22 protein-coding genes are annotated in these 25,752 nt (G+C 66.9%); 19 read left to right on the top strand and 3 right to left on the bottom strand.

The window, feature by feature from the left end; genetic code table 11:
• Positions 1-30 precede the first annotated feature (30 nt).
• The 4 genes from ACQ7JA_RS01065 (at position 31) to ACQ7JA_RS01050 (ending at position 4,562) form a co-directional block, all read left to right on the top strand.
• Complete coding sequence (locus ACQ7JA_RS01065) at positions 31-1,299, top strand: nitronate monooxygenase (RefSeq protein ID WP_430894061.1); 1,269 nt, start codon at positions 31-33, stop codon at positions 1,297-1,299.
• 125 nt (positions 1,300-1,424) lie between these two features.
• Positions 1,425-3,794 (top strand): EAL domain-containing protein, encoded by a 2,370-nt coding sequence (locus tag ACQ7JA_RS01060; protein WP_430894060.1) that lies wholly within the window; start codon positions 1,425-1,427, stop codon positions 3,792-3,794.
• Between the two features lie 58 nt (positions 3,795-3,852).
• Complete coding sequence (locus ACQ7JA_RS01055) at positions 3,853-4,161, top strand: metalloregulator ArsR/SmtB family transcription factor (protein WP_430894059.1); 309 nt, start codon at positions 3,853-3,855, stop codon at positions 4,159-4,161.
• The gene (locus ACQ7JA_RS01050; RefSeq protein WP_430894058.1) at positions 4,158-4,562 is read left to right on the top strand and encodes a hypothetical protein; all 405 of its coding nucleotides are present in this window, start codon (positions 4,158-4,160) and stop codon (positions 4,560-4,562) included. The genes ACQ7JA_RS01055 and ACQ7JA_RS01050 overlap by 4 nt, the downstream gene beginning before the upstream one ends.
• 51 nt (positions 4,563-4,613) lie before the next feature.
• Here ACQ7JA_RS01050 and ACQ7JA_RS01045 read toward each other — a convergent pair whose 3' ends face one another.
• The gene (locus ACQ7JA_RS01045) at positions 4,614-5,591 is read right to left on the bottom strand and encodes an exopolyphosphatase (RefSeq protein WP_430894057.1); all 978 of its coding nucleotides are present in this window, start codon (positions 5,589-5,591) and stop codon (positions 4,614-4,616) included.
• Positions 5,592-5,880: 289 nt separating this feature from the next.
• Between ACQ7JA_RS01045 and ACQ7JA_RS01040 the strand changes: the two genes are divergently transcribed.
• The 10 genes from ACQ7JA_RS01040 (at position 5,881) to crtB (ending at position 18,297) form a co-directional block, all read left to right on the top strand.
• The gene (locus ACQ7JA_RS01040; protein ID WP_430894056.1) at positions 5,881-7,146 is read left to right on the top strand and encodes a sensor histidine kinase; all 1,266 of its coding nucleotides are present in this window, start codon (positions 5,881-5,883) and stop codon (positions 7,144-7,146) included.
• 107 nt (positions 7,147-7,253) lie between these two features.
• Positions 7,254-8,015 (top strand): LytR/AlgR family response regulator transcription factor, encoded by a 762-nt coding sequence (locus ACQ7JA_RS01035; RefSeq protein WP_430894055.1) that lies wholly within the window; start codon positions 7,254-7,256, stop codon positions 8,013-8,015.
• Between the two features lie 77 nt (positions 8,016-8,092).
• The gene (locus tag ACQ7JA_RS01030) at positions 8,093-9,514 is read left to right on the top strand and encodes a cytochrome P450 (RefSeq protein ID WP_430894054.1); all 1,422 of its coding nucleotides are present in this window, start codon (positions 8,093-8,095) and stop codon (positions 9,512-9,514) included.
• A gap of 189 nt (positions 9,515-9,703) precedes the next feature.
• Positions 9,704-10,909: a histidine kinase gene (locus ACQ7JA_RS01025; RefSeq protein ID WP_430894053.1), complete on the top strand. Its 1,206-nt coding sequence runs from the start codon at positions 9,704-9,706 to the stop codon at positions 10,907-10,909.
• A gap of 111 nt (positions 10,910-11,020) precedes the next feature.
• Positions 11,021-12,028, top strand: a complete 1,008-nt coding sequence (locus tag ACQ7JA_RS01020; protein ID WP_430894052.1) for a porin — start codon at positions 11,021-11,023, stop codon at positions 12,026-12,028.
• A 307-nt stretch (positions 12,029-12,335) separates the two neighbouring features.
• Complete coding sequence (locus ACQ7JA_RS01015; RefSeq protein WP_430894051.1) at positions 12,336-13,325, top strand: polyprenyl synthetase family protein; 990 nt, start codon at positions 12,336-12,338, stop codon at positions 13,323-13,325.
• Between the two features lie 20 nt (positions 13,326-13,345).
• Positions 13,346-14,647, top strand: a complete 1,302-nt coding sequence (locus tag ACQ7JA_RS01010) for a glycosyltransferase (protein ID WP_430894050.1) — start codon at positions 13,346-13,348, stop codon at positions 14,645-14,647.
• The gene (crtY, locus tag ACQ7JA_RS01005) at positions 14,640-15,818 is read left to right on the top strand and encodes a lycopene beta-cyclase CrtY (protein ID WP_430894049.1); all 1,179 of its coding nucleotides are present in this window, start codon (positions 14,640-14,642) and stop codon (positions 15,816-15,818) included. Before ACQ7JA_RS01010 ends, crtY begins: the two co-directional genes overlap by 8 nt.
• Positions 15,815-17,329, top strand: coding sequence for a phytoene desaturase (locus ACQ7JA_RS01000; RefSeq protein ID WP_430894048.1), 1,515 nt, complete (start codon positions 15,815-15,817; stop codon positions 17,327-17,329). The genes crtY and ACQ7JA_RS01000 overlap by 4 nt, the downstream gene beginning before the upstream one ends.
• Entirely contained in the window at positions 17,326-18,297 is a 972-nt protein-coding gene (gene crtB / locus ACQ7JA_RS00995) for a 15-cis-phytoene synthase CrtB (RefSeq protein WP_430894047.1), read from the top strand. The genes ACQ7JA_RS01000 and crtB overlap by 4 nt, the downstream gene beginning before the upstream one ends.
• Here the strand turns inward: crtB and ACQ7JA_RS00990 are convergent.
• The gene (locus ACQ7JA_RS00990) at positions 18,188-18,727 is read right to left on the bottom strand and encodes a sterol desaturase family protein (RefSeq protein ID WP_430894046.1); all 540 of its coding nucleotides are present in this window, start codon (positions 18,725-18,727) and stop codon (positions 18,188-18,190) included. The two genes, crtB and ACQ7JA_RS00990, sit on opposite strands and share 110 nt — an antisense overlap.
• 106 nt (positions 18,728-18,833) lie before the next feature.
• On the opposite strand from ACQ7JA_RS00990, the gene ACQ7JA_RS00985 reads away from it, so the two are divergent.
• The 5 genes from ACQ7JA_RS00985 (at position 18,834) to ACQ7JA_RS00965 (ending at position 24,394) form a co-directional block, all read left to right on the top strand.
• Positions 18,834-19,250 (top strand): DUF2141 domain-containing protein, encoded by a 417-nt coding sequence (locus ACQ7JA_RS00985; protein ID WP_430894045.1) that lies wholly within the window; start codon positions 18,834-18,836, stop codon positions 19,248-19,250.
• A gap of 204 nt (positions 19,251-19,454) precedes the next feature.
• On the top strand, positions 19,455-20,945 hold the full coding sequence (locus ACQ7JA_RS00980; RefSeq protein WP_430894044.1) for an alanine/glycine:cation symporter family protein: 1,491 nt from the start codon (positions 19,455-19,457) through the stop codon (positions 20,943-20,945).
• Positions 20,946-21,132: 187 nt separating this feature from the next.
• Positions 21,133-22,353, top strand: coding sequence for a Na+/H+ antiporter NhaA (gene nhaA, locus ACQ7JA_RS00975; protein ID WP_430894042.1), 1,221 nt, complete (start codon positions 21,133-21,135; stop codon positions 22,351-22,353).
• Positions 22,354-22,368: 15 nt separating this feature from the next.
• Positions 22,369-23,697 (top strand): TrkH family potassium uptake protein, encoded by a 1,329-nt coding sequence (locus ACQ7JA_RS00970; protein WP_430894040.1) that lies wholly within the window; start codon positions 22,369-22,371, stop codon positions 23,695-23,697.
• Complete coding sequence (locus ACQ7JA_RS00965; RefSeq protein ID WP_430894038.1) at positions 23,690-24,394, top strand: potassium channel family protein; 705 nt, start codon at positions 23,690-23,692, stop codon at positions 24,392-24,394. The genes ACQ7JA_RS00970 and ACQ7JA_RS00965 overlap by 8 nt, the downstream gene beginning before the upstream one ends.
• 55 nt (positions 24,395-24,449) lie before the next feature.
• On the opposite strand, the gene ACQ7JA_RS00960 is transcribed toward ACQ7JA_RS00965, so the two are convergent.
• On the bottom strand, positions 24,450-25,580 hold the full coding sequence (locus ACQ7JA_RS00960; protein ID WP_430894036.1) for a hypothetical protein: 1,131 nt from the start codon (positions 25,578-25,580) through the stop codon (positions 24,450-24,452).
• Between the last annotated feature and the right edge of the window lie 172 nt (positions 25,581-25,752).

Here is a 25,752-nt window from a genome sequence, read left to right as displayed (position 1 = left end):
CGTTGGACATACGAAGGTTTAAGGATTGCAATGAAACGTGTTGATGATTTCCGCCTGCGACTGGGCAACAAGGAGTACGTGCCCATCATGATCGGCGGGATGGGCGTGGACATCTCGACCTCCGAGCTGGCCCTGGAAGCGGCCCGCCTGGGCGGCATCGGACACATCTCCGATGCGATGGTGCAGGACGTCTCGGACCGCAAGTTCGACACCACCTTCGTCAAGGACAAGACCAAGCTCTACAAGTTCAACATCAACAACATGAACAAGGCGGTGGTCCAGTTCGACCTCGACCGCCTGGCCGAAGCGACCCGCCTGCACGTGGGCTCGACCATGGAAGCGAAGAAAGGCGATGGCCTGATCTTCGTGAACTGCATGGAAAAGCTGACCATGAACGCGCCCAAGGAAACCCTGCGCACCCGCCTGTCGGCGGCGATGGACGCCGGCATCGACGGCATCACCATGTCGGCCGGCCTGCACCTGGGTTCCTTCGAGCTGATCAAGGATCACCCGCGCTTCCGCGCTACCTTCCTGGGCATCATCGTGTCCTCGGTGCGCGCGCTGCAGCTGTTCCTCAAGAAAGTCTCGCGCCTGAACCGCCTGCCCGACTACATCATCGTCGAAGGTCCGCTGGCCGGCGGCCACCTGGGCTTCGGCATCGACGACTGGAAGCAGTACGACCTGCACACCATCATGGACGAGATCCATGTCTTCATGCGCGAGCAGAACCTCGACATCCCGGTGATCGCCGCGGGCGGCATCTTCACCGGTTCGGATGCGGTCGGTTTCCTGGAAAAAGGCGCCGGCGGCGTGCAGGTGGCGACCCGCTTCACCGTGACCCACGAGTGCGGCATGCCGGACAACGTCAAGCAGGAGTACTTCCGCGCCAGCGAAGAGGACATCATCGTCAACGGCGTCTCGCCGACCGGCTATCCGATGCGCATGCTGAAAAGCACGCCGGCGATCGGCTCCGGCATCCGCCCGGGCTGCGAATCCTATGGCTACCTGCTGGACGCGACCGGCAACTGCGCCTACATCAATTCCTACAACCGCGAAGTGCAGGCCAGCCCGGACGGCAAGAACATCTCCGTCCTGGACAAGACCTGCCTGTGCACGCACATGCGCAACTTCAACTGCTGGACCTGCGGCCACACCACCTACCGCCTGAAGGACACCACCCACCGCCTGGCGGACGGCAGCTACCAGATCCTGTCGGCCCAGCATGTGTTCGAGGACTACCAGTTCAGCGTGAACAACGAGATCGCGCTGCCGCCGAAGCAGGAAATCGCCGCGGCCTGAGCGCGCCTTTCGCGGTTCCATATCTTCAAAGCCACGGTTCGCCGTGGCTTTGTTGTTTTGCGCCACCCACCCGCAAAGGCGTGTAATCTGGGCCTCCAGCGAGCGCTTTTACAAAGGGTGCCGGCATGTCCATCATCGAACCATCCGCGCAGGTCACCTTCCTGCTTGATGACGAGGGCAAGGTCATGAGCTGGAATCCGGCGGCCTCCGCCATGTTCGGGTGGACGCCGGCGCAGGCGCCGGGACACGCGCTGACCGAGCTGCTCCCGGGAACGGCCTCCTGGCCGGTGCTGGCTTCCACCGGCGGCGGCAAGATGCGGATGCGCTTTGCCGGCGGCACCGACGGCAAGGCCCGCCTGGTGCTGCTGCGCCAGTACGGCGCGGACGGCGCGCCGCAGGGCTGGAGCGCCAGCGTGACGGTCTCGCCGCGGGAGTCTCCCGAAGAATCCGTGCGCGTGGGCAGCACGCCGCTGTCCGAGGTGGTCGACCTGCTGCCCGGCACCTTCTATGCGATCAACCGTGGCGGCCGCCTGGTCCTGTGGAACCACAACCTCGAGCGCCTCACCGAAATGACGCCCGACGAACTGGCCGCGGCCCAGGTGCTCGACATGTTCGAGCCGCACGAGCGTCCCGTGGCGATCGAGAACATCCGCCGCGTCTTCGAGGAAGGCGCCGAGGTGTCGATGGAGATGAACTATGTGTCGCGCAGCGGGCGCGAGACCCCGATGCTGGTGGGCGGCGCCCTGGTCGCCTGCAACGGCGACCGCTACCTGTTCGGCATGGGCATCAGCATCGCGAAGCGGCGCGACAAGGAGCGCCAGCTGATGCTGAGCGAACGCGCCCTGCACGCGGCCAGCAACGGCATCGTCATCACCCGCTGCGTCGGGCGCGACAGCATCATCGAGTACGTGAACCCGGCCTTCGAGCGCATCGCCGGCTACCCGGCGGAAGAGTCGCTGGGGCGCGACCCGCGCTTCATGACCGCCCCCGAGTTCGACGTCCACGAACGCAGCCAGGTGCGCCTGGCCGTGGCCGAGCGGCGCCCGGTGAACGTGGTGTTCCGCAACCGGCGCAAGAATGGCGAGGTGTTCTGGAACGACCTGCGCATCACCCCGGTGCGCGACGAGCACGGCGAAGTCACCCACTTCATCGGCATCCTGCAGGACGTCACCGCCATCAAGGAGCGCACCGCCCACCTCGAGCACGAGGTCAACCACGATCCCCTCACCGGCCTGGCCAACCGCACCCTGCTGTGGGACCGCCTCGACCATGCGGTGCACCTGGCCCATCGCCACCACACGATGGTGGCAGCCGTCCTCATCGACCTGGACAACTTCAAGACCATCAACGACACCTTCGGCCACGAAGCCGGCGACGTGGTGCTCAAGGTGGTGGCGCGGCGCCTGCAGGCGGCCGTGCGCGAGAGCGACACGGTGGCGCGCATGTCGGGCGACGAATTCGTGCTGGTGCTGGTCGACCAGCCCTCGGTCCGTTTCACCCTGCGCATGGTGGAGCGCCTGCGCCGTTCGATGACGATGCCGGTCGCCTTCGGCGGCAACGAGATCCCGGTCGGCGCCAGCCTGGGCGTGGCGCTCTATCCGCACGACGGATCGAACCCCGCCGAGCTGGTGCGCAGCGCCGACATGGCCATGTACCATGCCAAGGGGAATGGCGGCGGCGTGCATTTCTTCTCGCCCGAGATGCGCTCGGCCGACGAGAAGCGCGTTGCGCTGGCCAGGGGCATCCGCAGCGCCCTCGACCACGACGAGCTGTTCCTGCTGTTCCAGCCGCGCATGGATGCGCGCAGCGGCAAGGTGCGCGGCTTCGAAGCCCTGCTGCGCTGGCGCCATCCGGAACACGGGGTCATGCTGCCGGCAAGCTTTCTCACCGAGGCCGAGGAGACCGGCCAGATGGTCGAGATCGGCAGTTGGGTGCTGGACCAGGCCTGCGCCTTTCTCCAGCAGCTGCGCCAGCTCGGCTACACCGGCCTGCCGGTGTCGGTGAACGTGTCGCACCGCGAGTACAGCCAGCACGGCTTCATTGCCGGCCTGTCCGCACGCATGACGCGCCATGGCCTGCCGCCGGGCTCGCTGGAGATCGAGATCCCCGAAGCCGACCTGATCCGCAACCCCGGGCTCGGGCGCGACCTGTCGAGCCAGCTGCGCGAAGCCGGCGTCGCCCTCTCGCTGGACGAGTTCGGCAAGGGCATCTCGGACCTCAACTTCCTGCAGCAGCTCTCGGTGCGCCAGGTGAAGCTGTCCAAGACCGCGGTACGCGACATCACGCGCGATGGCCGCGGCAGCCTGGCCAAGACCCTGATCGACATCGGCCACAACCTGGAACTGGCCGTGGTCGGCGAAGCGGTCGAAAACGAGGCGCAGGTCGAGTTCCTGAAGTCGCACGGCTGCGACCAGCTGCAGGGCCAGTGGTTCAGCGAGCCGCTGGCGGCCGACGCGGTGCACCGGATGCTGGACCAGCGCTATCACGCGCAGTGAGCCGGCGGCGGCGGAAAAAACGCTTGCAATAGTTCGATATTTAGCTAACAATCTACTCATGACTTCCGTGTTCAAAGCCCTGTCCGACCCGACCCGGCGCGCCATCCTCCAGCACCTGCAGCAGGGGCCGATGGGCGCCGGCGAGCTGGCCGAGCTGTTCGACGTATCCAAGCCGACCATGTCGGCCCATTTCGCCGTGCTGGTCGCGGCCGGCCTGATCGAGCCGGACAAGCAGGGCCGCACGATCACCTACCGGCTGTGCCTGTCCGTGCTCGAGGACGCGCTGCTGGGATTCGCACAGGTATTCGGCCTGAACGTCAGCCGTTCCGAGCCATCCTCCATGTCACCCGAGAAGGAGAAACCATGAAGCCGTCGCCCCGATTTTCCCAGCTGTGCCGCGCCGTGCTGGGCGCCCTGTTCATCCTCGGCGCCGCCGGCCTGATCGCCTGGGCCTCGCCCGCCTGGCTCGATCCCGAATGGGCGCGGCGCCTGGCCGGCGCCCTGCTGGGCGGCGTGGTCGTGGTGTATGCGAATGCGATTCCGAAGGCGCTCTCGAAGCGCATGCGCTGCGCCTCGCCGGCGGCGGACCAGGCGGCGCGGCGCTTCGCGGGCTGGGCCCTGGTGCTGGGCGGGCTCGGCTACATGCTGGCGTGGCTCGCCGCGCCGCTGCACCTGGCCGGCATGGTCGGCGGTCTCATGCTGGGACTGGCGGTAACGTGTGCGGCGCTCGGCTGCATCCGCATCGGCGCCCGCCACGCCGGGCACTGAACCTTAGGCGTGATCCAGTCCAGTGGACTGGATCACGCTTCGCCGACCACCCTACCCGTCCTTGTTGATGCGGTTGACCAGCGCGCCGAGCACGTCCTCGGCCAGCTCGTTGTCGACCTGGCAGGTTCCCGCATTCTCGTGCCCGCCTCCACCGTACTCCAGCATCAACGGGCCGATATTCGTGTTCGAGGTCCGGTTCAGGATCGACTTGCCCGCGGCGAACACGGTGTTGCACCGCTTCAGGCCCCACAGCACGTGGATCGAGATATTCGTCTCGGGGAAGAGCGCGTAGACGATGAAGCGGTTGCCGGCATAGATCACCTCTTCCGTCCGCAGGTCCAGCACCACGAGGTTCTTGTGGACACGGGCGCAGCGGCGGATCTGTTCCTTGCAACGCTCGCCATGGGCGAAATACAGCTTGGTGCGCTCGACCACGTCCGGCAGGGCCATGATGCGCTCGATCGGATGGACCGCGCAGTAGTCGATCAGGGCCATCATGAGCTGGTAGTTCGAGATGCGGAAGTCGTGGAAGCGCCCCAGGCCGGTGCGCGCGTCCATCAGGAAGTTCAGCAGGTTCCAGCCTTGGGGAAACAGCACCTCGTCGCGCGTGAAGCGCGCCGCGTCGGCCTTGTCCACCGCAGCCATCATGTCGTTCCAGGCCGCCGGAAATGCCCGGGCGCCGCCGTAGTGCCGGTACACGACCCGCGCCGCCGAAGGCGCGTCCGGATGGATCATGTGGTTCTCGCGCACGCCCGTGTTGCGGATGGTTTCCGACAGGTGGTGGTCGAACGAGAGGTGGGCGACCGCCACGTAGGGCAGATTGGTCGTGATGTCGCGCCCGCTGATGGCGATTTTGCCGTCCTGCATGTCCTTCGGGTGCACGAAGAGGATGTCGTCGATCAGGCCCAGGTGCCTGAGCAGGACCGCACAGACCAGGCCGTCGAAGTCGCTGCGGGTGACGAGGCGGAATTTGCCGCCGGGAGCACTTGCATGCACGGCGGACGGTTCGGCAAGGTGTTCGGCTGACATCGCACATCCCTTCATGGAAACCAAAAACCATACCTTGCAGTGTTTCCGGTCATCAGCCTTTGCGCTGGCGCATTGCGGGACGGGCGCATCCTGGCTGGGCCGGGTGCAGCCCATGCCCCGGATCGTGCAGGCTGTCGCACGGCGCTGGCCCGGCGTAGCTGCATTGGGTAAAGTTGCATCATCCCAACAGTTGTAGATGCCGGCAATGTTGTTTTTGCGGCACGCGGGAGCGGCGACAGAGTACACTCGCCGATTGCACGTGCCAGCGAACCGACTCGAACACCAGACCATGCAAGCAAGGAACACAAGCCAGAACCATTTTTCCAGCGTCCTGTCGTGGCTCTACCGCTGCTTCGACGCCGTGGCGACCTGGGTGACCCAGCTGTCGTGGTGGAAGTTTTTTCTCTTTGCGATCCTGACCCTGACCGCCGGCGCCATTCTGCAGGAAGAGCTGTTCTCGCGCCCGGCCGAGGAAGAAGCCCGCGCCGAGCGCAGCCAGGACAAGCGCAGCGACGCCGCCATCCTCATCGACGAGAGCGGCATCCACTTCAATCCGCGCAGCCGGCCGAAGAGCGGCGCGTCCAGCGTCCCGCCGGAGGCCCCGGAGGCGCCCGACGCACCTGACGCACCGGAAACCCCGGCAACGCCCGCCGTGCCCGCTCCTGCGACCACGCCTTCCGCGACCGTCTACCCCAACGGCGACTCGGTGCACATCGCACTGCCGCCCCAGATCACCGAAGAACTGTCGAATGCGATCGAAGTCGCGGTCGAGGACGCGGCCGAGCAGAAGGTCTCGCGCTACCACAAGCAGGCCTCGACCTGGTTCATGAACTTCGTGCTGCTCTTCGTGCTCGCCCTGTTCGGCACCAAGGCCCTGGTGGGCGGCAAGAAGCGCGCCGAGGCGGAATCGCAGGTCGCCAACGCCGCCGCCGAGCGCGAGGCCATGCAGCGCCAGCTGTCGGAAACGAAGATGCAGATGATGCAGGCCCAGGTCGAGCCCCACTTCCTGTTCAACACCCTGGCCTCGGTCGAGCACCTGATCCAGGTCGACCCGCCGCGCGCCTCGGCCATGCAGCGCAGCCTGATCCAGTACCTGCGCGCCGTGCTGCCGCAGATGCGCGACAACGCCGTGGTCACCGGCCTCGGGCGTGAGGTCGACATGGTGACGGCCTACCTGGCCCTGCTCAAGATGCGCATGGAAGAACGCCTGACCGTCGTGATGCAGATCCCCGACGGCCTGCGCAGCGCGGCCTTCCCGCCGATGATGCTGCAGTCCATGGTCGAAAACGCCATCAAGCACGGCCTCGAATGCAAGCCCGAAGGCGGCACCCTCAAGATCCAGGCCGAAGTGGTCGACAGCAAGCTGCGCGTCACCGTCACCGACGACGGGGTCGGCTTCGGCGTGGTACCGAGCGACGGTACGGGCCTGGGCCTGCAGACCATCCGCGACCGCCTCAAGCTGCTGCACGGCGAGCAGGCCGGCCTGCACATCGCCGCCAACAGCCCGAGCGGCGTGATCGCGATGATCGAAGTGCCGTATCAGTTGTCCAAATGAGGTCCAAATGAGGTCCAAATGAGGTCCAAATAAGCCCGTCCATCGGCTTGCCTGCCGCGCCGTTTCATTGAATAATTGTTACTCTTCATTCAGCTACCGGAACTCCCATGCCTACTGCAATCATTGCCGATGACGAAAGACTGATGCGCGACCAGCTGCGGCTGCGGCTGTCGGAGGCGTGGCCGGAACTGGAGATCCTGGGCGAGGCCAAGAATGGCGAAGAGGCGGTGGAGCTGGTCGACCAGCTTCATCCCGACCTCACCTTCCTCGACATCCGCATGCCAGGCAAGACCGGCATGGAAGCGGCGCGCGACATCGGCGACCGCAGCCAGATCGTGTTCGTCACCGCCTACGACCAGTACGCGGTCGAGGCCTTCGAGCGCGGCGCGGTCGACTACGTGCTCAAGCCCACCGAGCCGGAGCGCCTGAGGGTCACCGTCGACCGCCTCAAGCAGCGCCTCGAGCGTCCGGGCGAGAAGGTCAACGACAGCGTGCAGCAGATGCTGTCGCAGCTGGCCGAAAAGATCGCGGCGCCCAAGCAGAAGCACCTGCAATGGATCCAGGCCAGCATCGGCCAGGACCTGCGCATGATTCCGGTGGAAGACATCCTGTTCTTCCGCTCCGACGAAAAATACACCTGCGTGCAGACCGCGTCGTTCGAGGCCCTGATCCGCAAACCCGTGCGCGACCTGGCCGAGGAGCTCGATCCTTCGCTGTTCTGGCAGATCCACCGCGCCACCCTGGTCAACGTCAACGCAATCGAAGGCGTGACGCGCGACATCCGCGGCCGCCACCTGGTGCTGGTCAAGGGCCGTCCGGAAAAGCTCGAAGTCAGCCGCAGCTTCCTCCACCTGTTCAAGCAAATGTAGATCCCGCGGGCGTCCGTGCGCGGCGTCCCGACCAGTTGTCGTAGAGTCAAGCTTTACCGAACTGGACAGGACGTTTCATGAGCAAGACGCGCAAGGACTCCCTCTTCCTGGCCGCCGGCGTGCTGGGCGCATTCAGCGCCGGCCTCGCCGTCGGCCGCGGCATTTCCAGGGCCGGAACCACCTGCACCGGCTTGCCCCGTGCCAGCCTGCTGGACACCCTCGCCCTCGGCCTCGAGGTCTTCGCCCCGGTCGTGGCGCAGGGCGTCATCATCCGCCGGCCGCCGATGGTGGCGCTGGCCGAAAAACTCGACCTCGACCGCCGCGCCGTGCAGCGCATGCAGAAGCTGCGCGACAAGTACGGACGCGGCCCCCTGATGCTGCCCCTGCCGATCCGCAAGCAGGCCGTGGTGCTGGACCCGCGGCATGCGCAGCGGGTGCTGGACGGCTCGCCCGCCCCCTTCTCGCCCGCCAGCACCGAGAAGCGCGGCGCCCTCTCCCACTTCGAACCGAAGGCGGTGCTGCTGTCGGAGGGCGCCGAACGGTCGGAACGGCGCCGCTTCAACGAGGCGGCGCTCGACACCGCGCATCCGATGCACCGGATGGCCGCCGGCTTCCTGCCGCTGGCCGAGGAGGAAGCCGCGCGCATCCTGGAGGCCGCACGTGCACAGGGGCGCCTCGATTGGGACGTCTGGTCGCAGGGCTGGTATCGCCTGATCCGCCGCATCGTGCTGGGCAATGGCGCCGCCGAAGACCATGAGCTGCAAGAAATGATCACACGCCTGCGCGGCGCGGCCAACTGGGCGGGCTTCCATCCGACGATGCGCGGCAAGCGGGAACGCTTCCTCGAGCGCATCCGGATGTATCTCGACCGCGCCGAGCCGGGCAGCCTGGCCGGCTTCATGGCCCAGATCCCGCGCAACGCCCTCACCGCGCCGGAGCAGCAGGTGCCGCAGTGGCTGTTCGCCTTCGATGCGGCCGTGATCGCCAGCTTCCGCGCGCTGGCCCTGCTGGACACTTACCCGGACCAGTTGCAGCGCGCCCGCGAAGAGATCGCGGAGCGGTCCGGCAAGCCGCAGCTGCCCTTCCTTCGCGCCACCCTACTGGAAGCGCTGCGCCTGTGGCCGACCACGCCCATGGTGCTGCGCCAGAGCCGTGAGGAAACACAGTGGGAAGACGGCGCCATGCCGGCGGATACCGGGGTGCTGATCCACGCCCCCTTCTTCCACCGCGACGACGCCCACCTGCCGTATGCCGACCGCTTTACGCCTGAACTGTGGCGCGAGGATTGGGAGGGAGGCGTCAAGCGCGACTGGCCCCTGATTCCGTTCAGCGACGGGCCGGTGATCTGTCCGGGGCGCCACCTGGTCTTGATGACGGGCAGCCATCTGCTGGCGGCCCTGCTCGAGAAGCACACGCTACGGCTGGAAAACAAGCGGCTCGATCCGGCGCGCTTGCCGGGGACGCTCGACAACTTCGGCCTGCGTTTCCAGGTTTCGTAGGGTGGCCGGCTGTGCCGGCCGCGCGTTCAACTCCCCCGTGACTAGCCAAAGCGCGTGGTTTCAACGGTGGTTTGAACGCGCGCACGGCGGAGCCGTGCACCCTACGGTTGTGAGGTATCAAGCACACATCGCCCCCCGCCACGTAATGTAGAGCTCCCGGCCCCGGCCACGACACGCAGCTCTTCCCGCATGACTCCACAGCGACGCCAGCGCCGCCGCACGCCAGGCACGGCGGTTCTCGTAGTGAGCTTCCTGGGCGGCTATTGCGCCAGCCAGGCGGCTGCGGCAGTGCGCCGCGCACGCGCCGTGCGCCGCACGCCTGCCGAGGTGCGCCGGGTTGACGGGCGCCGCATCGTCCACAGCGCCAGCGACGCCATCCTCTCCATCGACGAGGAGGCGGTGATCGTGTTCGCCAACCCGGCCGCGGCACATATGTTCGCCACCAGCGTGGCGAACATGCGGGGCAGCTCGCTGGCGCGCTTCATCCAGGCGCCGGGACGCGATGCCAATTTGCCGCTCGACTATTTTCCTGCCGGCGGAGGGCGGGCCGGGCGCCGCGCCACCGACTACGCCGTCACCGGCATCCGCGCCAACGGCCAGCTGTTCCCGATCGAAGGCTCGATCTCCAGCATCGAGCAGGACGGCCGCCTGGTCTACACCGTGATCCTGCGCGACGTGTCCGAGCGCCACCTCGTGCAGCAGAAGCTGGCGCGCTCGCACGACCAGCTGCGCCAGCTGTCCTCGGCCCTGCAGACCATCCGCGAAGAAGAGCGCACCCACATCGCACGCGAACTGCACGACGACCTCGGCCAGCTGCTGGCCTCGCTGCGCATGGATCTCACCCTGTTGCAACAGGACCAGAAGCTGCCGGACGTGTGCCGGCGCCTGCTCGACGGCATGGAGAGCAACCTCATGACCGCCATCACATCGCTGCGCCGGATCGCAAGCAACCTGCGCCCGCGGGCCCTGGACGAGGGCGGCCTGTATTTCGCCCTGCGTGGCTTGCGCGACGAGTGGGTCGAGCGCCATGGCATCGAATGCGTGCTGCTGGCGGAGGAAGAGCAGCTGCGCCTCGACGATGCCGCCAGCACCGCCGTGTTCCGCATCGTGCAGGAAGCCCTGACCAATATCGCGCGACATGCGGATGCCACCCGCGTCGTCCTCAACCTCGACCGCACCGACGGCGAACTCCTGATCTGCATCCGCGACAACGGTCGCGGCATCAGCTCCGAAGACATGGAAAAGGTCGAGTCGCTCGGCCTGGTCGGCATGCGCGAGCGGGTCTGGGCCCTGCACGGCGAAATCGCCATCAGCGCCGACGAGCCGCCCGGTACGCGGATCGATATCTCCATCCCCGTCGGCGCCCACGACCACGTGGAGGCGCCGGCCAGTTGAGCGTTTGGCATATCAGGATGTCATCAAGCGGACATATTCCCCCCGTACTATCCGCGTCGATCCGAGTGCATAAGAACTCGACATCCTGTCCAAACCAAACTGGAGATCTACATGAAGTTTAAGTGCCTGGCAGCTGCGCTGCTGTCGTCCCTCCCGCTGTTCGCCCACGCCCAGACCAATGTGACCATCTACGGCGTGATGGATGCTGCGATCGCCGTGGAGAACACCGACACCCCGGGCGAAGGCCATCGTACTGTGATCAACTCGGGTAACCAGTCGAGCAGCCGCATCGGCTTCCGCGGTACCGAAGACCTGGGTAACGGCCTGAAAGCACTGTTCAACATCGAAGCCGGCGTCGCCCTCGACACCGGCGCCGCCGATTCGAGCCTGTTCGGCCGCCGCGCCGTGGTCGGCCTGCAGGGCGACTTCGGTACCCTGACCGTCGGCCGCGAGTACTCGCCGATCGCCGCCGTCGCCGCCGCCACCGACACCCTGGGCCAGGGCATGTTCGGCAGCAACCTGTCGGCCTTCGCCCGCCTGACCCGCCGCCTGGCCAACTCGGTGAACTACAAGAGCAACGCGCTCTCCGGCTTCACCGTCAACGCCGCCTACTCGACCGGCGAGAAGACCGTCGATCCTTCGGGCGACCTGATGGGCGCATCGCTGGAATACAAGAACGGCGGCCTGTACCTGGGCGCCGGCTATCACCAGATCGAACGCCTGGCCACCGGCGACGACAAGGAATGGGGCGCCGGCGCCGGCTACACCTTCGGCGCCTTCGAGGTCAAAGGTAACTACCTGGTCGCCGACCAGACCGGCCCGAACAACGAGTACAAGAACGCCAACATCGGCGTCGCCTACACCACCGGTCCGAACAAGTTCTTCGTGAACTTCCAGCAGCAGAAGATCGAAACCGGCGCCAAGGGCAACACCGTCTCGCTGGCCTACACCTACAACCTGTCGAAGCGCACCAACATCTACACGACCTACGCGCAACTGCGCAACAACGGCCGTGGCGTGTTCGGCATCTACTCGTCCTCGACCAACGTGACCCCGGCCGCCACCGCACTGGGCGCCGATCCGTCGGTGTTCACCGTGGGCGTGCGTCACAACTTCTAAGCACCCGCTGCCGCGTTCCGCGCGGCAGCAGGTATTCCCAAAGCCGGCTTTTGCCGGCTTTTTCATTCCTGAAACATTTCTTTCCGTCCCACACTTGACCCGCTCTCCTGAGGGCGGCTAATGAACGTGGCCGAAATTTCAAGTTTAATACGCGTGTAACAAGGATGCGGTGGTGCGCAGGCCGGTTTTCGGCCGTTTGCCCCATTACTGCGCACGATTGAAAAAATTAACGATTACTCAATATTGCTTCCGGTATGATCGTCAGCATTTCCGACAAATCGTGGCTCTCGGCAAAAGGGGTTAACGCATGAATACAGCGACACGGCGATTCGAAGGCTTCGACGTCCCGAACAGCGAAGACCAGATCGAGGCATTGCGCGACTGCATCGAGCAGCGCATCGACGAACTGCTGGAGGGCAGCGGCGAGCACGCCGACCTCCTCAACGCCGCCATGCGCGCCGGCGCCCTCAGCGCGGGCAAGCGCATGCGTCCCTTGCTCGTGATGCTGGTCGCGCGCGACCTCGGCTGCACCTCGCCCGCCCTGGTCGACGTCGCCTGCGCGGTCGAGATGGTGCATGCCGCCTCCCTGATGCTGGACGACATGCCCTGCATGGACAATGCCCAGCTCCGGCGCGGCAAGCCCGCCATTCACGTGCAGTTTGGCGAGGACGTCGCCATCCTCGCCTCGGTCGCCCTGCTCAGCCGCGCCTTCGGCGTGCTGGCCACCGCCCAGGACATCCCGCCCGTCACCCGCACCCGCCTGGTGGCGCGCCTGGCCGAGACCATCGGCACCCAGGGCCTGGTGCGCGGGCAGTTCGAAGACCTGCACGGCGGCGCGCGCAGCCCCGAGGCCATCGCCGCCACCAACGAACTCAAGACCGGCGTGCTGCTCGGCGTGGCGGTCGACATGGCGGCCATCATCGCCCAGACCGGGGAAGAAGTGGCGCGTTCGCTGCGTGCCTTTGCCCTCGCGGCCGGCCACGCCTTCCAGATCCGCGACGACTTCCACGACCTGCCCGGCAACGACAGCGCCGTCACCGGCAAGGACACCGGCAAGGACCTGGGCAAGAGCACCCTGCTGGTCTCGCTCGGCCTGGACGAAGCGCAGCGGCGCCTGGCCGGACACCTGACGGAGGCCGAGCGCCACCTGGTCGCGGCCCTCGGCATCCAGGCCGGCACCCGGCGTTTCGTGGCCGGCCTGTTCGCGCGCGGCGGCGCGCGCCTGCGCTTCGCGGGCGGCGCCATGCCCTTCGCCGACAGCGCCGCGACGCACGCGCATGCGCTGAGCGTCAACTGAAACCCGGGGGAAGCGATCGCATGGCGCATTTCGGTGTTGTCGCACCCGCCTTCTACAGCCACTTCAATGCGCTGGAAGCACTCGGCGGCGAACTCGTCGCGCGCGGGCACCGCGTGACCTTCATCCACCGGCCCGACGCCGGCCAGTACGTGCGCGACGCGCGCATCGGCTTTCACGCCGTCGGCGCCGACACCCACCCGCCCGGCTCGCTGGCGGAGTCCTTGCGGCGCGCCGCCAATCCGGGCGGGCCGCTGGGGCTGCGCCGCGTCATCCTCGACATGGCCGCATCCACCGACATGCTGTGCCGCGAACTGCCGCGCGCCATCGACCAGCTCGGCATCGACGCCATCGTCGCCGACCAGATGGAAGCGGCCGGCGGCCTGGTGGCCGAAGGCCTGGGCTTGCCCTTCGTCTCGGTCGCCTGCGCGCTGCCGGTCAACCGCGAACCAAGCATTCCCTTGCCCGTCATGCCCTTCGCTTACGAGGACAGCGAGCGGGCGCGCAAGATCGTCGACGGCAGCACCCGGGTCTACGACTGGATGATGGGCCCGCACGCACGCAGCATCGCGGCCAATGCCGCGCGCCTTGGTCTCGCGCCGCGCACGGGGCTGCACGAATGCCTGTCGCCGCTGGCGCAAGTCAGCCAGACCGTGGAAGATTTCGACTTCCCGCGGCGCGCGCTGCCGGCGCACTTCCACCATGTGGGTCCGCTGCGCCCGCCGGGCATCCAGCACCTGCCCGAGCAGTCGCGCATGCCGGCGATCGCGGCCGGGCGGCCCTTCGTGTTCGCCTCGCTCGGCACCCTGCAGGGCCAGCGTTTCGGCCTGTTCCGCCGCATCGCCCATGCCTGCCGCGAACTCGACGTCCAGCTGCTGATCGCCCATTGCGGCGGCCTGGAAGCACCCCAGGAACGCGCCCTCGAGCAGGCCGGCGCCACGTGGGTGTGCGCCTTCGCGCCGCAGCAGGCCGTGCTGGCGCGCGCCGATGCGGTGGTCTCGCATGCGGGCTCGAACACCGTCATGGACGCCATCGCCGCGCGCACGCCGATCCTGGCGCTGCCGATCGCCTTCGACCAGCCGGGCACCGCCAGCCGCGTCGTCCACACGGGCATCGGCCTGAAGGCCTCGCCACAGTTCGCGTCGAGCGGCCATATGGCGAAGCTGTTGAAGCGCCTGCTGGAAGAATCGACGTTCGCCGACAATCTGGAACGCCTGTCCGGCAGCATCGCCGCCAGCGGCGGCACGCGCCGCGCGGCCGACATCATCGAAGCGGCGCTGCAGCTGCGCGGCGTCCCGCGGGAAGAAGTGGCCAGCCTTGACTAAGCCCTACGACCTGATCCTGGCCGGCGGCGGGCTGGCCAATGGCCTGATCGCCTGGCGCCTGCGCCAGCAGCGCCCAAGCCTGCGTATCCTGCTGCTGGAAGGCGGGGACAGCATCGGCGGCAACCATACCTGGTCCTTCCACGACAGCGACCTGACGGCCCAGGAATGGGCCTGGATCGCGCCGCTCGTGACGCAACGCTGGCCGCGCTACCAGGTCGGTTTCCCGCAGCTGGAACGCACCCTGGAAGGCGGCTATGCCAGCATCTCCTCCGAAGACTTCGCCCGCATCGTCTCGGCGGATCTCGGCCCAGGCCTGAGGACAGGCGCGCAGATCACCGGCCTGACCCCGTCCTCCGTCACGCTGGCAAGCGGCGAGGTGCTCGCGGCGCGCGCCGTGGTCGACGGACGCGGCATGCGCGCGACAAGACACCTGTCGCTCGGCTACCAGACTTTCCTCGGCCAGGAACTGGTTCTGGCCGCCCCGCACGGCCTGCAGGCGCCCGTCATCATGGACGCCGGCGTCGAGCAGCAGGGCGGCTACCGTTTCGTCTACCTGCTGCCCTTCGGGCCGGACCGCATCCTCGTCGAAGACACCCATTACGTCGACAGCGCCGCCTGGGAGCCGGAGCGCCTGCGCGCCAACATCGCCGCCTACGCCGCCGCGCGCGGCTGGCAGGTGGCCAGCATGCTGCGCGAAGAACACGGCTCGCTTCCCATTGTGCTGGCGGGCGACTTCGACGCCTGCTGGGACGAGATGCAGGGCCAGCCCTGCTCGGGCCTGCGCGCCGCCCTGTTCCATCCGACCACCGGCTATTCGCTGCCGCACGCGGTGCGCCTGGCCGACTACATCGCCGGCCTCCAGGACGACGCACTGGACGCACCGCGTCTGTTCGCCGCCATCCGCGAGCAAGCGCGCCTTGCCTGGGAAAGCCAGCGCTTCTTCCGCCTGCTCAACCGCATGCTCTTCCTTGCGGGCAGGCCGGAATCGCGCTGGCGCGTGATGCAGCGTTTCTACCGCCTGCCCGCGCCGCTGATCGCGCGCTTCTACGCCGGCCGCCTGCGCTTGCAGGACAAGGCGCGCCTGCTTTCCGGCAAACCGCCGGTGCCCGTGGGCGAAGCCTTTGCAGCAGCCATCAAGATCCATCCCGACCAGATCAGGAAACCAGCATGAACCAGAAGAAGAACGCAGTCGTCATCGGCGCCGGTTTCGGCGGCCTGGCGCTCGCCATCCGCCTGCAGGCCGCCGGCATGCAGGTCACGCTGCTGGAAAAGCGCGACAAGCCGGGCGGCCGCGCCTATGTCTATGAGGACCAGGGTTTCGTGTTCGATGCCGGCCCCACCGTGATCACCGACCCGTCCTGCATCGAGGAGCTGTTCACGGCCGCCGGCAGGAAGCTGTCCGACTATGTCGAGCTGCTGCCGGTGAAGCCCTTCTACCGCCTGTGCTGGGAAGACGGCAGCCACTTCGACTACGCCAACGACCAGGAGGCGCTGGACCGCCAGATCCACGCCCTCAACCCGCGCGACGTGGAAGGCTACAAGCGCTTCCTGGCCTACTCCAAGGCCGTGTTCGAGGAAGGCTACCTGAAGCTGGGCGCCGTGCCCTTCCTCTCCTTCCGCGACATGATCTCGGCCGGCCCGCAGCTGGCGCGCCTGCAGGCCTGGCGCAGCGTCTACAGCCTGGTCTCGAAATTCATCGAGGACGAGCACCTGCGCCAGGCCTTCTCCTTCCACTCGCTGCTGGTGGGCGGCAATCCCTTCGCCACCAGCTCGATCTACACCCTGATCCACGCGCTCGAGCGCCAGTGGGGCGTGTGGTTCCCGCGCGGCGGCACCGGCGCCCTGGTGCGCGGCATGGTGAAGCTGTTCGAGGACATCGGCGGACGCATCGAAGTCAATGCGCCGGTGGCCGAGATCGAGGCGAGCGGAAAACGTGTCACCGGCGTGCGGCTGGAAGACGGCCGCCGCTTTGCGGCCGACGCCGTGGCCTCGAACGCCGACGTGGTCCACACCTACGACAAGCTGCTCGGCAAGCACCCGCGCGGAAAGGCCGAGTCGGCATCGCTGCGCGGGAAGCGCTTCAGCAACTCGCTGTTCGTGCTCTACTTTGGCCTGGACCACCATCACGAGCAGCTCCAGCACCACACGGTCTGCTTCGGCCCGCGCTACCAGGGCCTGATCAAGGACATCTTCGGCGGCAGGGAACTGGCCGAGGACTTCTCGCTCTACCTGCACGCGCCCTGCGTCACCGATCCTTCGCTGGCCCCGCCCGGCTGCGGCAGCCACTACGTGCTGGCCCCGGTGCCGCACCTGGGCAATGCGCCGATCGACTGGGAGGTCGAAGGTCCGCGCTACCGCGACCGCATCTTCGACTACCTGGAAGAGCGCTACATGCCGGGCCTGCGCAGCCAGCTCGTCACCAGCCGCATCTTCACGCCCTTCGACTTCCGCGACCAGCTCAATGCCCACCACGGCTCGGCCTTCTCGCTCGAACCCATCCTGACCCAGAGCGCCTGGTTCCGCCCCCACAACCGCGACAGCGAGCTGGCCAACCTCTACCTGGTCGGCGCCGGCACCCATCCGGGCGCGGGCGTGCCCGGCGTGATCGGCTCGGCCAAGGCCACGGCCGGCCTGATGCTGGAAGAAGTGCGCGCAGCGCGCCGCGAGGCGGTGCCGGCATGAGCGAAGCCCTGATGGAGCACGCGACGCGCACCATCGAAGTCGGCTCGAAGAGCTTCGCGGCGGCCGCGAAACTGTTCGACCCGGCGACGCGGCGCAGCGTGCTGATGCTCTATGCCTGGTGCCGCCACTGCGACGACGTGGTCGATGGCCAGGAGTTGGGTTTCAATGTGGCGAATCCGCAGCACGATGCGGCCGGCGCCCTGGCGCTGCTGGAAGACCAGACCCGCCGCGCCTATGCGGGCGAGCGGATGCGCGACCCCGCCTTCGCCGCCTTCCAGGAAGTCGCCCTGCGCCACCGCATCGCGCCGCGCTACGCCTTCGACCACCTGGCCGGCTTCGCCATGGACGTCGCCGACGCGCGCTACGAGACCTTTGACGACACCCTGCGCTACTGCTACCACGTGGCCGGGGTGGTCGGCCTGATGATGGCTTCCATCATGGGCGCGGTGGACGAAGATGTGTTGGACCGCGCCTGCGACCTGGGCCTGGCTTTCCAGCTCACGAATATCGCGCGCGACATCGTCGAGGATGCACGCATGGGCCGCTGCTATCTGCCGGCCCAGTGGCTGAGGGAGGCCGGCATCCCGCGCGAGGAACTGGCCGAGCCGCGCCATCGCGCCGCCCTGGCGCTGCTGGCTGCGCGCCTGGTCGACCATGCCGAACCCTATTACGACTCGGCGGCCGAGGGCGTGAAAGCCCTGCCCCTGCGCTCGGCCTGGGCGATCGCCAGCGCGCGCAATGTCTACCGCCAGATCGGCATCGAAGTGAAGCGCCGTGGGGCCCACGCCTGGGACCAACGGGCCGGCACCAGCAAGGCGGCGAAGGTATGGCTCCTGTTGAAAGGCGGCGCGAGCGCGCTCAGTTCGCGCGGTCGCGGCTTGCGACCGCGTCCGGCTGGCTTGTGGCGCCGTCCGGGCGCGGCTGACGCTGCAAGCGTCCTCCATGCAGCGCATGCAAGTCCTGCTTGAGCTTGGCCACGGGCGGGGCGTACAGGAAGCCGAAGGAGACCGCGCCCTCCCGTCCCTCGACCGCATGGTGCATGCGGTGGGCCTGGTAGAGGCGCTTCAGGTAGCCGCTCCTGGGCGTGTAGCGGAAGGGCCAGCGCTGATGCACCAGGCCGTCGTGGGCGATGAAGTAGAGCGCCCCGTAGGCCGTCATGCCGGCGCCGATCCACTGCAGCGGGTAGAAGCCGCGCGTGCCGAACCAGATCAGGGCGATGGCCACGCCGGCGAACACGACGGCGTAGAGGTCGTTTTTCTCGAACCAGCCAGTGCGGGGTTCGTGGTGCGACTTGTGCCAGCCCCAGCCGAAGCCATGCATGACGTACTTGTGCGCCACGATGGAAAACACTTCCATCAGCACGATGGTGGCGAGGACGATGAGGGTATTGGTCAGCATGCCGCAAGCCTACCACACCGGCCGCATTGCACCGTTGCCATCGGTACAAGCCTGCGGTTCATCGACGGTACAGATTTCGCTTAAAAACTATCTAGAAAGGATCACCATGCGCAGCGTTTCCACCGCCCTCCTCGCCTTCGTCCTTGTTCTCTCTACCGGCCAGGCGCTGGCAGCCGCCACGGTCGAGGTCCGCGTCTCGGGCGTGACGGCCAAGGGCAAGGTCAACGTCGCCGTCTGCGACCGTGAACGCTTCCTCAAGCAGTGTGTCTACAGCGCCTCGGCGCCGGCCCAGGCGGGCGAGACCGTGGTCACCCTGAAGGACATCCCCGCCGGCACCTGGGCCGTACTGGCCTACCAGGACGAGAACGAAAACAGGGAACTGGACCGCAACTTCATCGGCATCCCGAAGGAAAACTACGGCTTCAGCCGCAACCCGGTCAGCCGCTTCGGCCCGCCCTCCTTCGAGGATGCCGCGATCGAGCTGCGCGAGGGCGCCAACCCGGTCGCAATCAAGCTCCATTGATGTAATCGCGCACCGAAACCGTGCCGTCATGCGCTACCGGATGGCGCATGCAAGGGCCGCCTGTATCGCCTTGGCGCACGCGGCAGTGCAGCAAAAAATAACAATAGGAATTAGATAATTCTTCGGGTATCGTTGCTCTCCATAACAGGCCGGGCAACGTTTCCGGCCGTCTATCGATGACATTTGTTGCTATGGGGAAGATGTATGAATGAGTTGGTGAACCTCATTAACGGCTGGGTCTGGAGCCCCGCCCTGATCGCGCTCTGCCTGGGCGCGGGATTGTATTTCTCGATCCGTTCGCGCTTCCTGCAGCTGCGCCACGTACGCGAAATGACCCGTCTCATGATGGACGGCAAAAGCTCCGACCAGGGCGTGTCTTCCTTCCAGGCGCTGACCATGACCCTGGCCGGCCGCGTCGGCACCGGCAACATCGCCGGCGTCGCCACGGCCATCACCTTCGGCGGCCCGGGCGCCGTGTTCTGGATGTGGGCCGTCGCCTTCCTCGGCGCCAGTTCGGCCTTCGTTGAATCGACCCTCGGCCAGGTATACAAGGAGTCGATCGACAAGCAGTTCCGCGGCGGCCCGGCCTTCTATATCGAGAAGGGCCTGGGCATCAAGTGGTACGCGGTGCTGTTCGCCCTGGTCACCATCCTCGCCACCGGCGTGCTGCTGCCGGGCGTGCAGGCCAACTCGATCGCCGAAAGCCTCAAGACCGCGGCCGGCGTCGACACCACGGTCACCGGCGTCGTGCTGGCCATCGCGCTGGCTTTCATCATCTTCGGCGGCGTCAAGCGCATCGCCACTTTCGCGGAATACGTCGTGCCCTTCATGGCGCTGGGCTACATCGTGGTGGCCTGCATCATCGTTGCCATGCACATCGACCAGCTGCCGCATGGGCTCTCGCTGATCTTCACCTCGGCATTCGGCTTCGACGCGGCGTTCGGCGCCATCATCGGCATGGCGATCCAGTGGGGCGTGAAGCGCGGCGTGTACTCGAACGAAGCCGGCCAGGGCACTGGCCCGCACGCCTCCTCGGCGGCCGAAGTGAGCCATCCGGCCAAGCAGGGCCTGGTGCAGGGTTTCTCGGTCTACGTCGACACCCTGTTCGTGTGCTCGGCCACCGCCTTCATGCTGCTCATCACCGGCCAGTACAACGTGCAGGCGCCGGACGGCACGGCGATGTTTACCGGCGTGCAGGGCGTGGCCGCCGGCCCGGGCTATGTGCAGACGGCGCTGGAGAACATCATGCCGGGCTTCGGTTCGCTGTTCGTGGCGATCGCCCTGCTGTTCTTCGCCTTCACGACGATCGTGGCCTACTACTACATCGCCGAGACCAATATCGCCTATCTGAACCGCGTTACCAAGCGTCCCTGGATGGCGTTCCTGCTGAAGGTAGCCATCATCGGCGCCACCTTCTACGGCACCATCAAGACCGCCGACGCCGCCTGGGCGCTGGGCGACCTCGGCGTGGGCCTGATGGCATGGCTGAACATTGCCGCCATCCTCCTGCTGCGCAATGTCGCCTTCAAGTGCCTGCGCGACTATGAGGCGCAGAAGGCCCAAGGCAAGGATCCGGTCTTCGATCCGGTGGCGCTCGGCATCGAGAACGCCGACTACTGGGTCAAGCGCGGCGCCTCCGCCCAGCCTGACCCGCTGGCCGGCAGCACGGCGCCGGCCCCGACCACCGGACGCTGAATCCCACCTGTTTCCGGCCCGAAAGGGCCGGAAATCATTTATACTGTCCACGGGTGTTCGTACCGGCGGTACGGCAGGATGCGCGATGGTCGGGCCGCCACGCGGGACTATCCTCGACCATCATGTACACCTTCCACTTCGCTCGCCCTTCCCTCTCCCCGCTTCGTCATGCCGCCCGGGAGGCCGCATGATCCGCATCGAACGCCCCCTTTCGCACACCTTCAGGGAATTCATCGAATCGAGCAAGTCCGGCGGCATCGTGCTGATCCTGTGCACGATCGTCTCCCTGTCGATCGCCAATTCCGCCCTCGGGCCCGCCTATCTGGGCTTCTGGCACCAGTACTTTGGCGGCCTGAGCATCGAGCACTGGGTCAACGATGCCCTGATGGCGATCTTCTTCCTGCTGATCGGGCTCGAGCTGGAGCGCGAGCTCCAGAACGGCGAACTGTCGGACCTGCGCAATGCGATGCTGCCCATGGTGGCGGCCGCGGGCGGCATCGCGGTGCCGGCCTTGATCCACTTCGGCCTGAATGCGGGCACCGCCACCCAGGCCGGTGTCGGCATCCCGATGGCGACCGACATCGCGTTCGCCCTCGGCGTGCTGGCCCTGCTCGGCAGCCGCGTGCCGGCCTCGCTGAAGATCTTCCTGACGGCCCTGGCCGTCATGGACGACCTCGGCGCCATCGTCGTCATCGCCCTGTTCTACACCAGCGACCTGTCCTTCCTCTATTTGCTCGGGGCCCTGGCGGTGTTCGCGGGACTGCTGGCCATGAACCGCCTGCTGCGCGTGATGGCCCTGCTGCCCTACCTGCTCGGCGGTGCGCTGATGTGGTTCCTGATGCTCAAGTCCGGCGTGCACGCGACCATCGCCGGCGTCCTGCTGGCCTTCGCTATTCCCTATTCGTCCAGGGAGGACGACGCGCAATCGCCGTCGCACTGCCTGGAACACGTCCTGCACAAGCCCGTCACCTTCCTGATCCTGCCGGTTTTCGCACTGGCCAATACCGGCATCGTGATCGGCGCGGGCTGGGCCGCCGACCTCCTGAGCGCGAACAGCATGGGCATCATGCTTGGCCTCATCGCCGGCAAGCCGGTCGGCATCTTCCTGTTCAGTTTCGCCGCGGTGGCGCTCGGACTGTGCCGGCTGCCGCTGGACCTGGCATGGCGACACATCCTGGGGGCCGGCCTGCTGGGCGGGATCGGCTTCACGATGTCGATCTTCATCACCAACCTCGCCTTCGCCGGGGCGGCGGAGGCGATCAACGCGTCCAAGATGGCGATCCTGGCCGCCTCACTGGTGGCGGGCATCGCCGGTTTCACCTGGCTGAAATTCCTGGGCGCCCCGCTGGCGACCGACCGCGATACCGGTACCATGGACTTCGAAGTCTCCGACGGGCATCCGCGCTGAGGGCGGCGCATGCGCATGAAAACGGTCCTGCACCCGGCGCGCGCGGTGACGCTCGCCTTCCTTGCCGCGATCCTGGGCGGGACCTTGCTCCTGATGCTGCCAGCGGCCCACGCGGACGGCGTGGCTGCACACTGGGGCGTGGCCGCATTCACGGCGGTGTCGGCGGTCTGCGTGACCGGCCTGGCCGTCGTCGACACCGGCACCTACTGGTCGGGTTTCGGGCAATCCGTCATCATGCTGCTGTTCCAGCTGGGCGGCTTCGGCATGATGACGGCGGCGACGCTCCTCGGCCTGATGGTGAACCGCTCGCCCCGGCTGCGCACCAGGCTCATGACCCAGGCCGAATCGCGCACGCTCGCGCTGGGCGACGTGTCGAGCGTGGCGAAGGTCGTGCTGGTCGTGACCTTGCTGGTCCAGCTCCTCATCGCAGGCGCGCTCATCCTGCGCCTGCACCTGGGTTATGGGCTCGACTGGGCCGCGGCGGGATGGTCGGGACTGTTCCATGCCGTGTCGGCGTTCAACAATGCCGGCTTTTCCATCCATGCGGACGGACTGGCGCGCTATGCCGGCGACGCCCTGATCCTGGCCCCGGTCATGATCGCCATCGTCATCGGGGGCATCGGCTTCCCGGTGCTGCACGACCTGCGCCACCGCTGGCGCGATCCGCGCCACTGGTCGCTGCACAGCAAGCTGACGCTGATCGGCACCCTGGTGCTGCTGGCCGGAGGTTTCCTCGCCTCGCTCCTGTTCGAGTGGGACAATCCACGCACGCTGGGGCCCTTCGATGTCGCGGACAAGCTCCTCAACAGCCTGTTCTTGTCGGTCTCGGCGCGTACGGCGGGATTCAATGCGCTCGACATCGGCGCCCTGACGCATGAAAGCTGGGCCCTGCATTACTTGCTGATGTTCATCGGCGGCGGCAGCGCGGGCACCGCGGGCGGGGTCAAGGTCGGCACGGTCGCGGTCCTGTTCCTGCTCGTGCTCGCCGAAGCCAGGGGCCACACCGACACCGAAGCCTTCGGCCGGCGGGTGGGCGCATCCGCGCAGCGCCAGGCCATCACGGTGCTGGTCCTCGGCAGCGTGGTGGTTGCCCTCGGCACCCTGGCGCTGCTGCGGGTTTCCGACTTCCCTACCGACCAGATCATCTTCGAGGTCATATCCGCGTTCGGCACCGTCGGCCTCTCCACCGGCATCACGGCCCAGCTGCCGCCGGCGGGACAGTTCGTGCTGGCGCTGCTCATGTTCACCGGCCGGGTCGGAACGATCACCCTGGCGGCCTCGCTCGTTCTCGCCGAGCGCCGCATGCCTTACCGTTATCCAGAGGAGCATCCAATTGTTGGGTAGAATTTTTACGGAACAGTTCGCCTTTTCCGCAGGCGACAGCGTGGTCGTCATCGGTCTTGGACGTTTCGGCGGCGCCGTCGCGCAGTCGCTGGTCCGGCTCGGACACGACGTCATGGGCATCGACCTCAAGGAAGAGCTGGTACAGCTCTGGGCCGAGCGCCTTACCCATACGGTACAGGCAGACTCGACCAACGAAAACGTCATGCTCCAGCTGGGCGTGGCAGATTTTTCCCATGCAATCGTCGGCATCGGCTCGGACCTTGCCGCCAGCCTGATGACGCTGATGGTCCTGACCGAACTCGGCATCAAGGACATCTGGGTCAAGGCGATGACGCCCGAACATGGCCAGATCGCCCAGCGCATCGGCGCCCACCACGTGATCTATCCCGAAGCCGACATGGGCGCGCGCGTGGCCCACCTGATCACCGGCCGCCTCATCGATTTCATCGAGTTCGAGGACGGCTTCGGCATCGCCAAGATCCAGGCTCCCGTCGAAACCCATCACCTGACACTGGCCGAGTCTCATGTCCGGTCGCGCTTCGGGGTGACGGTCGTCGGGGTCAAGCGCGCCAACGAGGATTTCGAGCACGCCCTGCCGGAAACCCGCATCCTGCCGGCAGACCTGCTGATCGTATCGGGGCCGACGCGCAAGATCGAAGTATTCGCCGCAGGGGAAAGGAAAGGCAGGAAGAGCTAGCTGTACCGGGGAGCCTGTACAGTCCTTCGGCGCTCGCCGGCTTTCGACGTCACGTCTATTGTTCGACGCCTCCATCCAGCATCGCAAGCAGGCTGGCCTTGTTGCCTCCTGCCGGCCAGCCGCTAAGCTGCTTCACGACCTTGCCGTCCTTCAGCAGGAAAAAGCGCGGCACGTTGGGGACGTCGACTGCCTGCCATCCGCCGACGCCGTAGGGAACGCGCATCGGGATCGTGGGGTTGTTGGTGTTCCACTGTCCGACGAAATCGGCGGAGAATCCGGCGCGCGGCGGCGTCACCAGCACCAGGCCGGCCTGCACCATGCGTGCACGCAGTGCGGCGTCCTCGCGCAGCGCCGCCAGGGCGTCGTGGGAGAAATGGCAGCCCGCATCGACGACCATCACCAGCTCGGCGCCACGCGGATGCGGCAGCGCTTCGCGCACCAGTGTGTTGTTTACTGCCTCATAGCGGTAGGCGCTGCGGCCCTTGAAGCGTGGCCCGAGGGAATCGCGCACCGTGGGAATCGTGTTCGCCGCCAGGTGCGGCTTTCCGGCCACGAAGGCCCTTGCCTGTCCGAACTCGCGCGCCTCGAGCATGCTGCGCAACACGGTTTCGTCGACGGTGCGGCTGGTGTCGACGCCGCGTGCCCGCAATTCCTCGTACACCGCCATCAGAAACCGTGTAGCGACGGAATCCTTCCTACCTTGCGCCGCAAGCGCGGCGGCGTCGAAGTACGGCAACAGGTCGCCAAGCGGGAGCTCACGCAGCGTGTGCCAGGAAGGGCGCTCACCGAAGACGGCGACGAAGCGGCGCTCCAGGCGGGCGTCGTCCGACGCCGTCACGGCCCCTGCCGTATCCTCGCGGCGCCTGTTCCCTTCCTCCACGAGGCGCACGATCTGCGCGAGGCGCGCTTCGGCATCCGCCGTCGGGGCTGGCAGCCGCAGCGGCGCGCCGATGGCGTCCCTGGTCACCATGGGAAGATAGGCGTCGGCATCGATGAAGGCGAGTACCGCCGCGATCTGCGGGACTTCCAGTTCGCGCACCAGCGGCTGTCCGCTGAAGGTGGTGAGTCCACGCTCGTTCCACCGCAGCGACTGCAGGAAGCGCCGCTTGCCGTAGGGCGTGAGCGCGTCGAGTGGGCTCGGCTGGCTGGAGGCGAGGACGGACTCCAGCTGGGCCGCGCTGCGCACGACGGGCGCCGCGGGTTCCGCAGCCTCTGCGGCCAGGGTCCAGCAAGCAAGCGATACCAGAATGGTTCTGCGAACGAAGCGGCCAGGCATGGTTCCTCCCAGGTGATGTGCTCGTTCGAGTATATCGGCGACGCCCCTGGAAAAGCGGGCCCGCCCACACTTTATGACGGGC

Origin of the sequence: Massilia sp. BKSP1R2A-1 (assembly GCF_050586525.1) — a bacterium.
Classification (GTDB): Bacteria; Pseudomonadota; Gammaproteobacteria; order Burkholderiales; family Burkholderiaceae_D; genus Telluria.
Note: the sequence above shows the minus strand (reverse complement) of the source record. Positions and strands in the feature narration are given on the sequence as shown.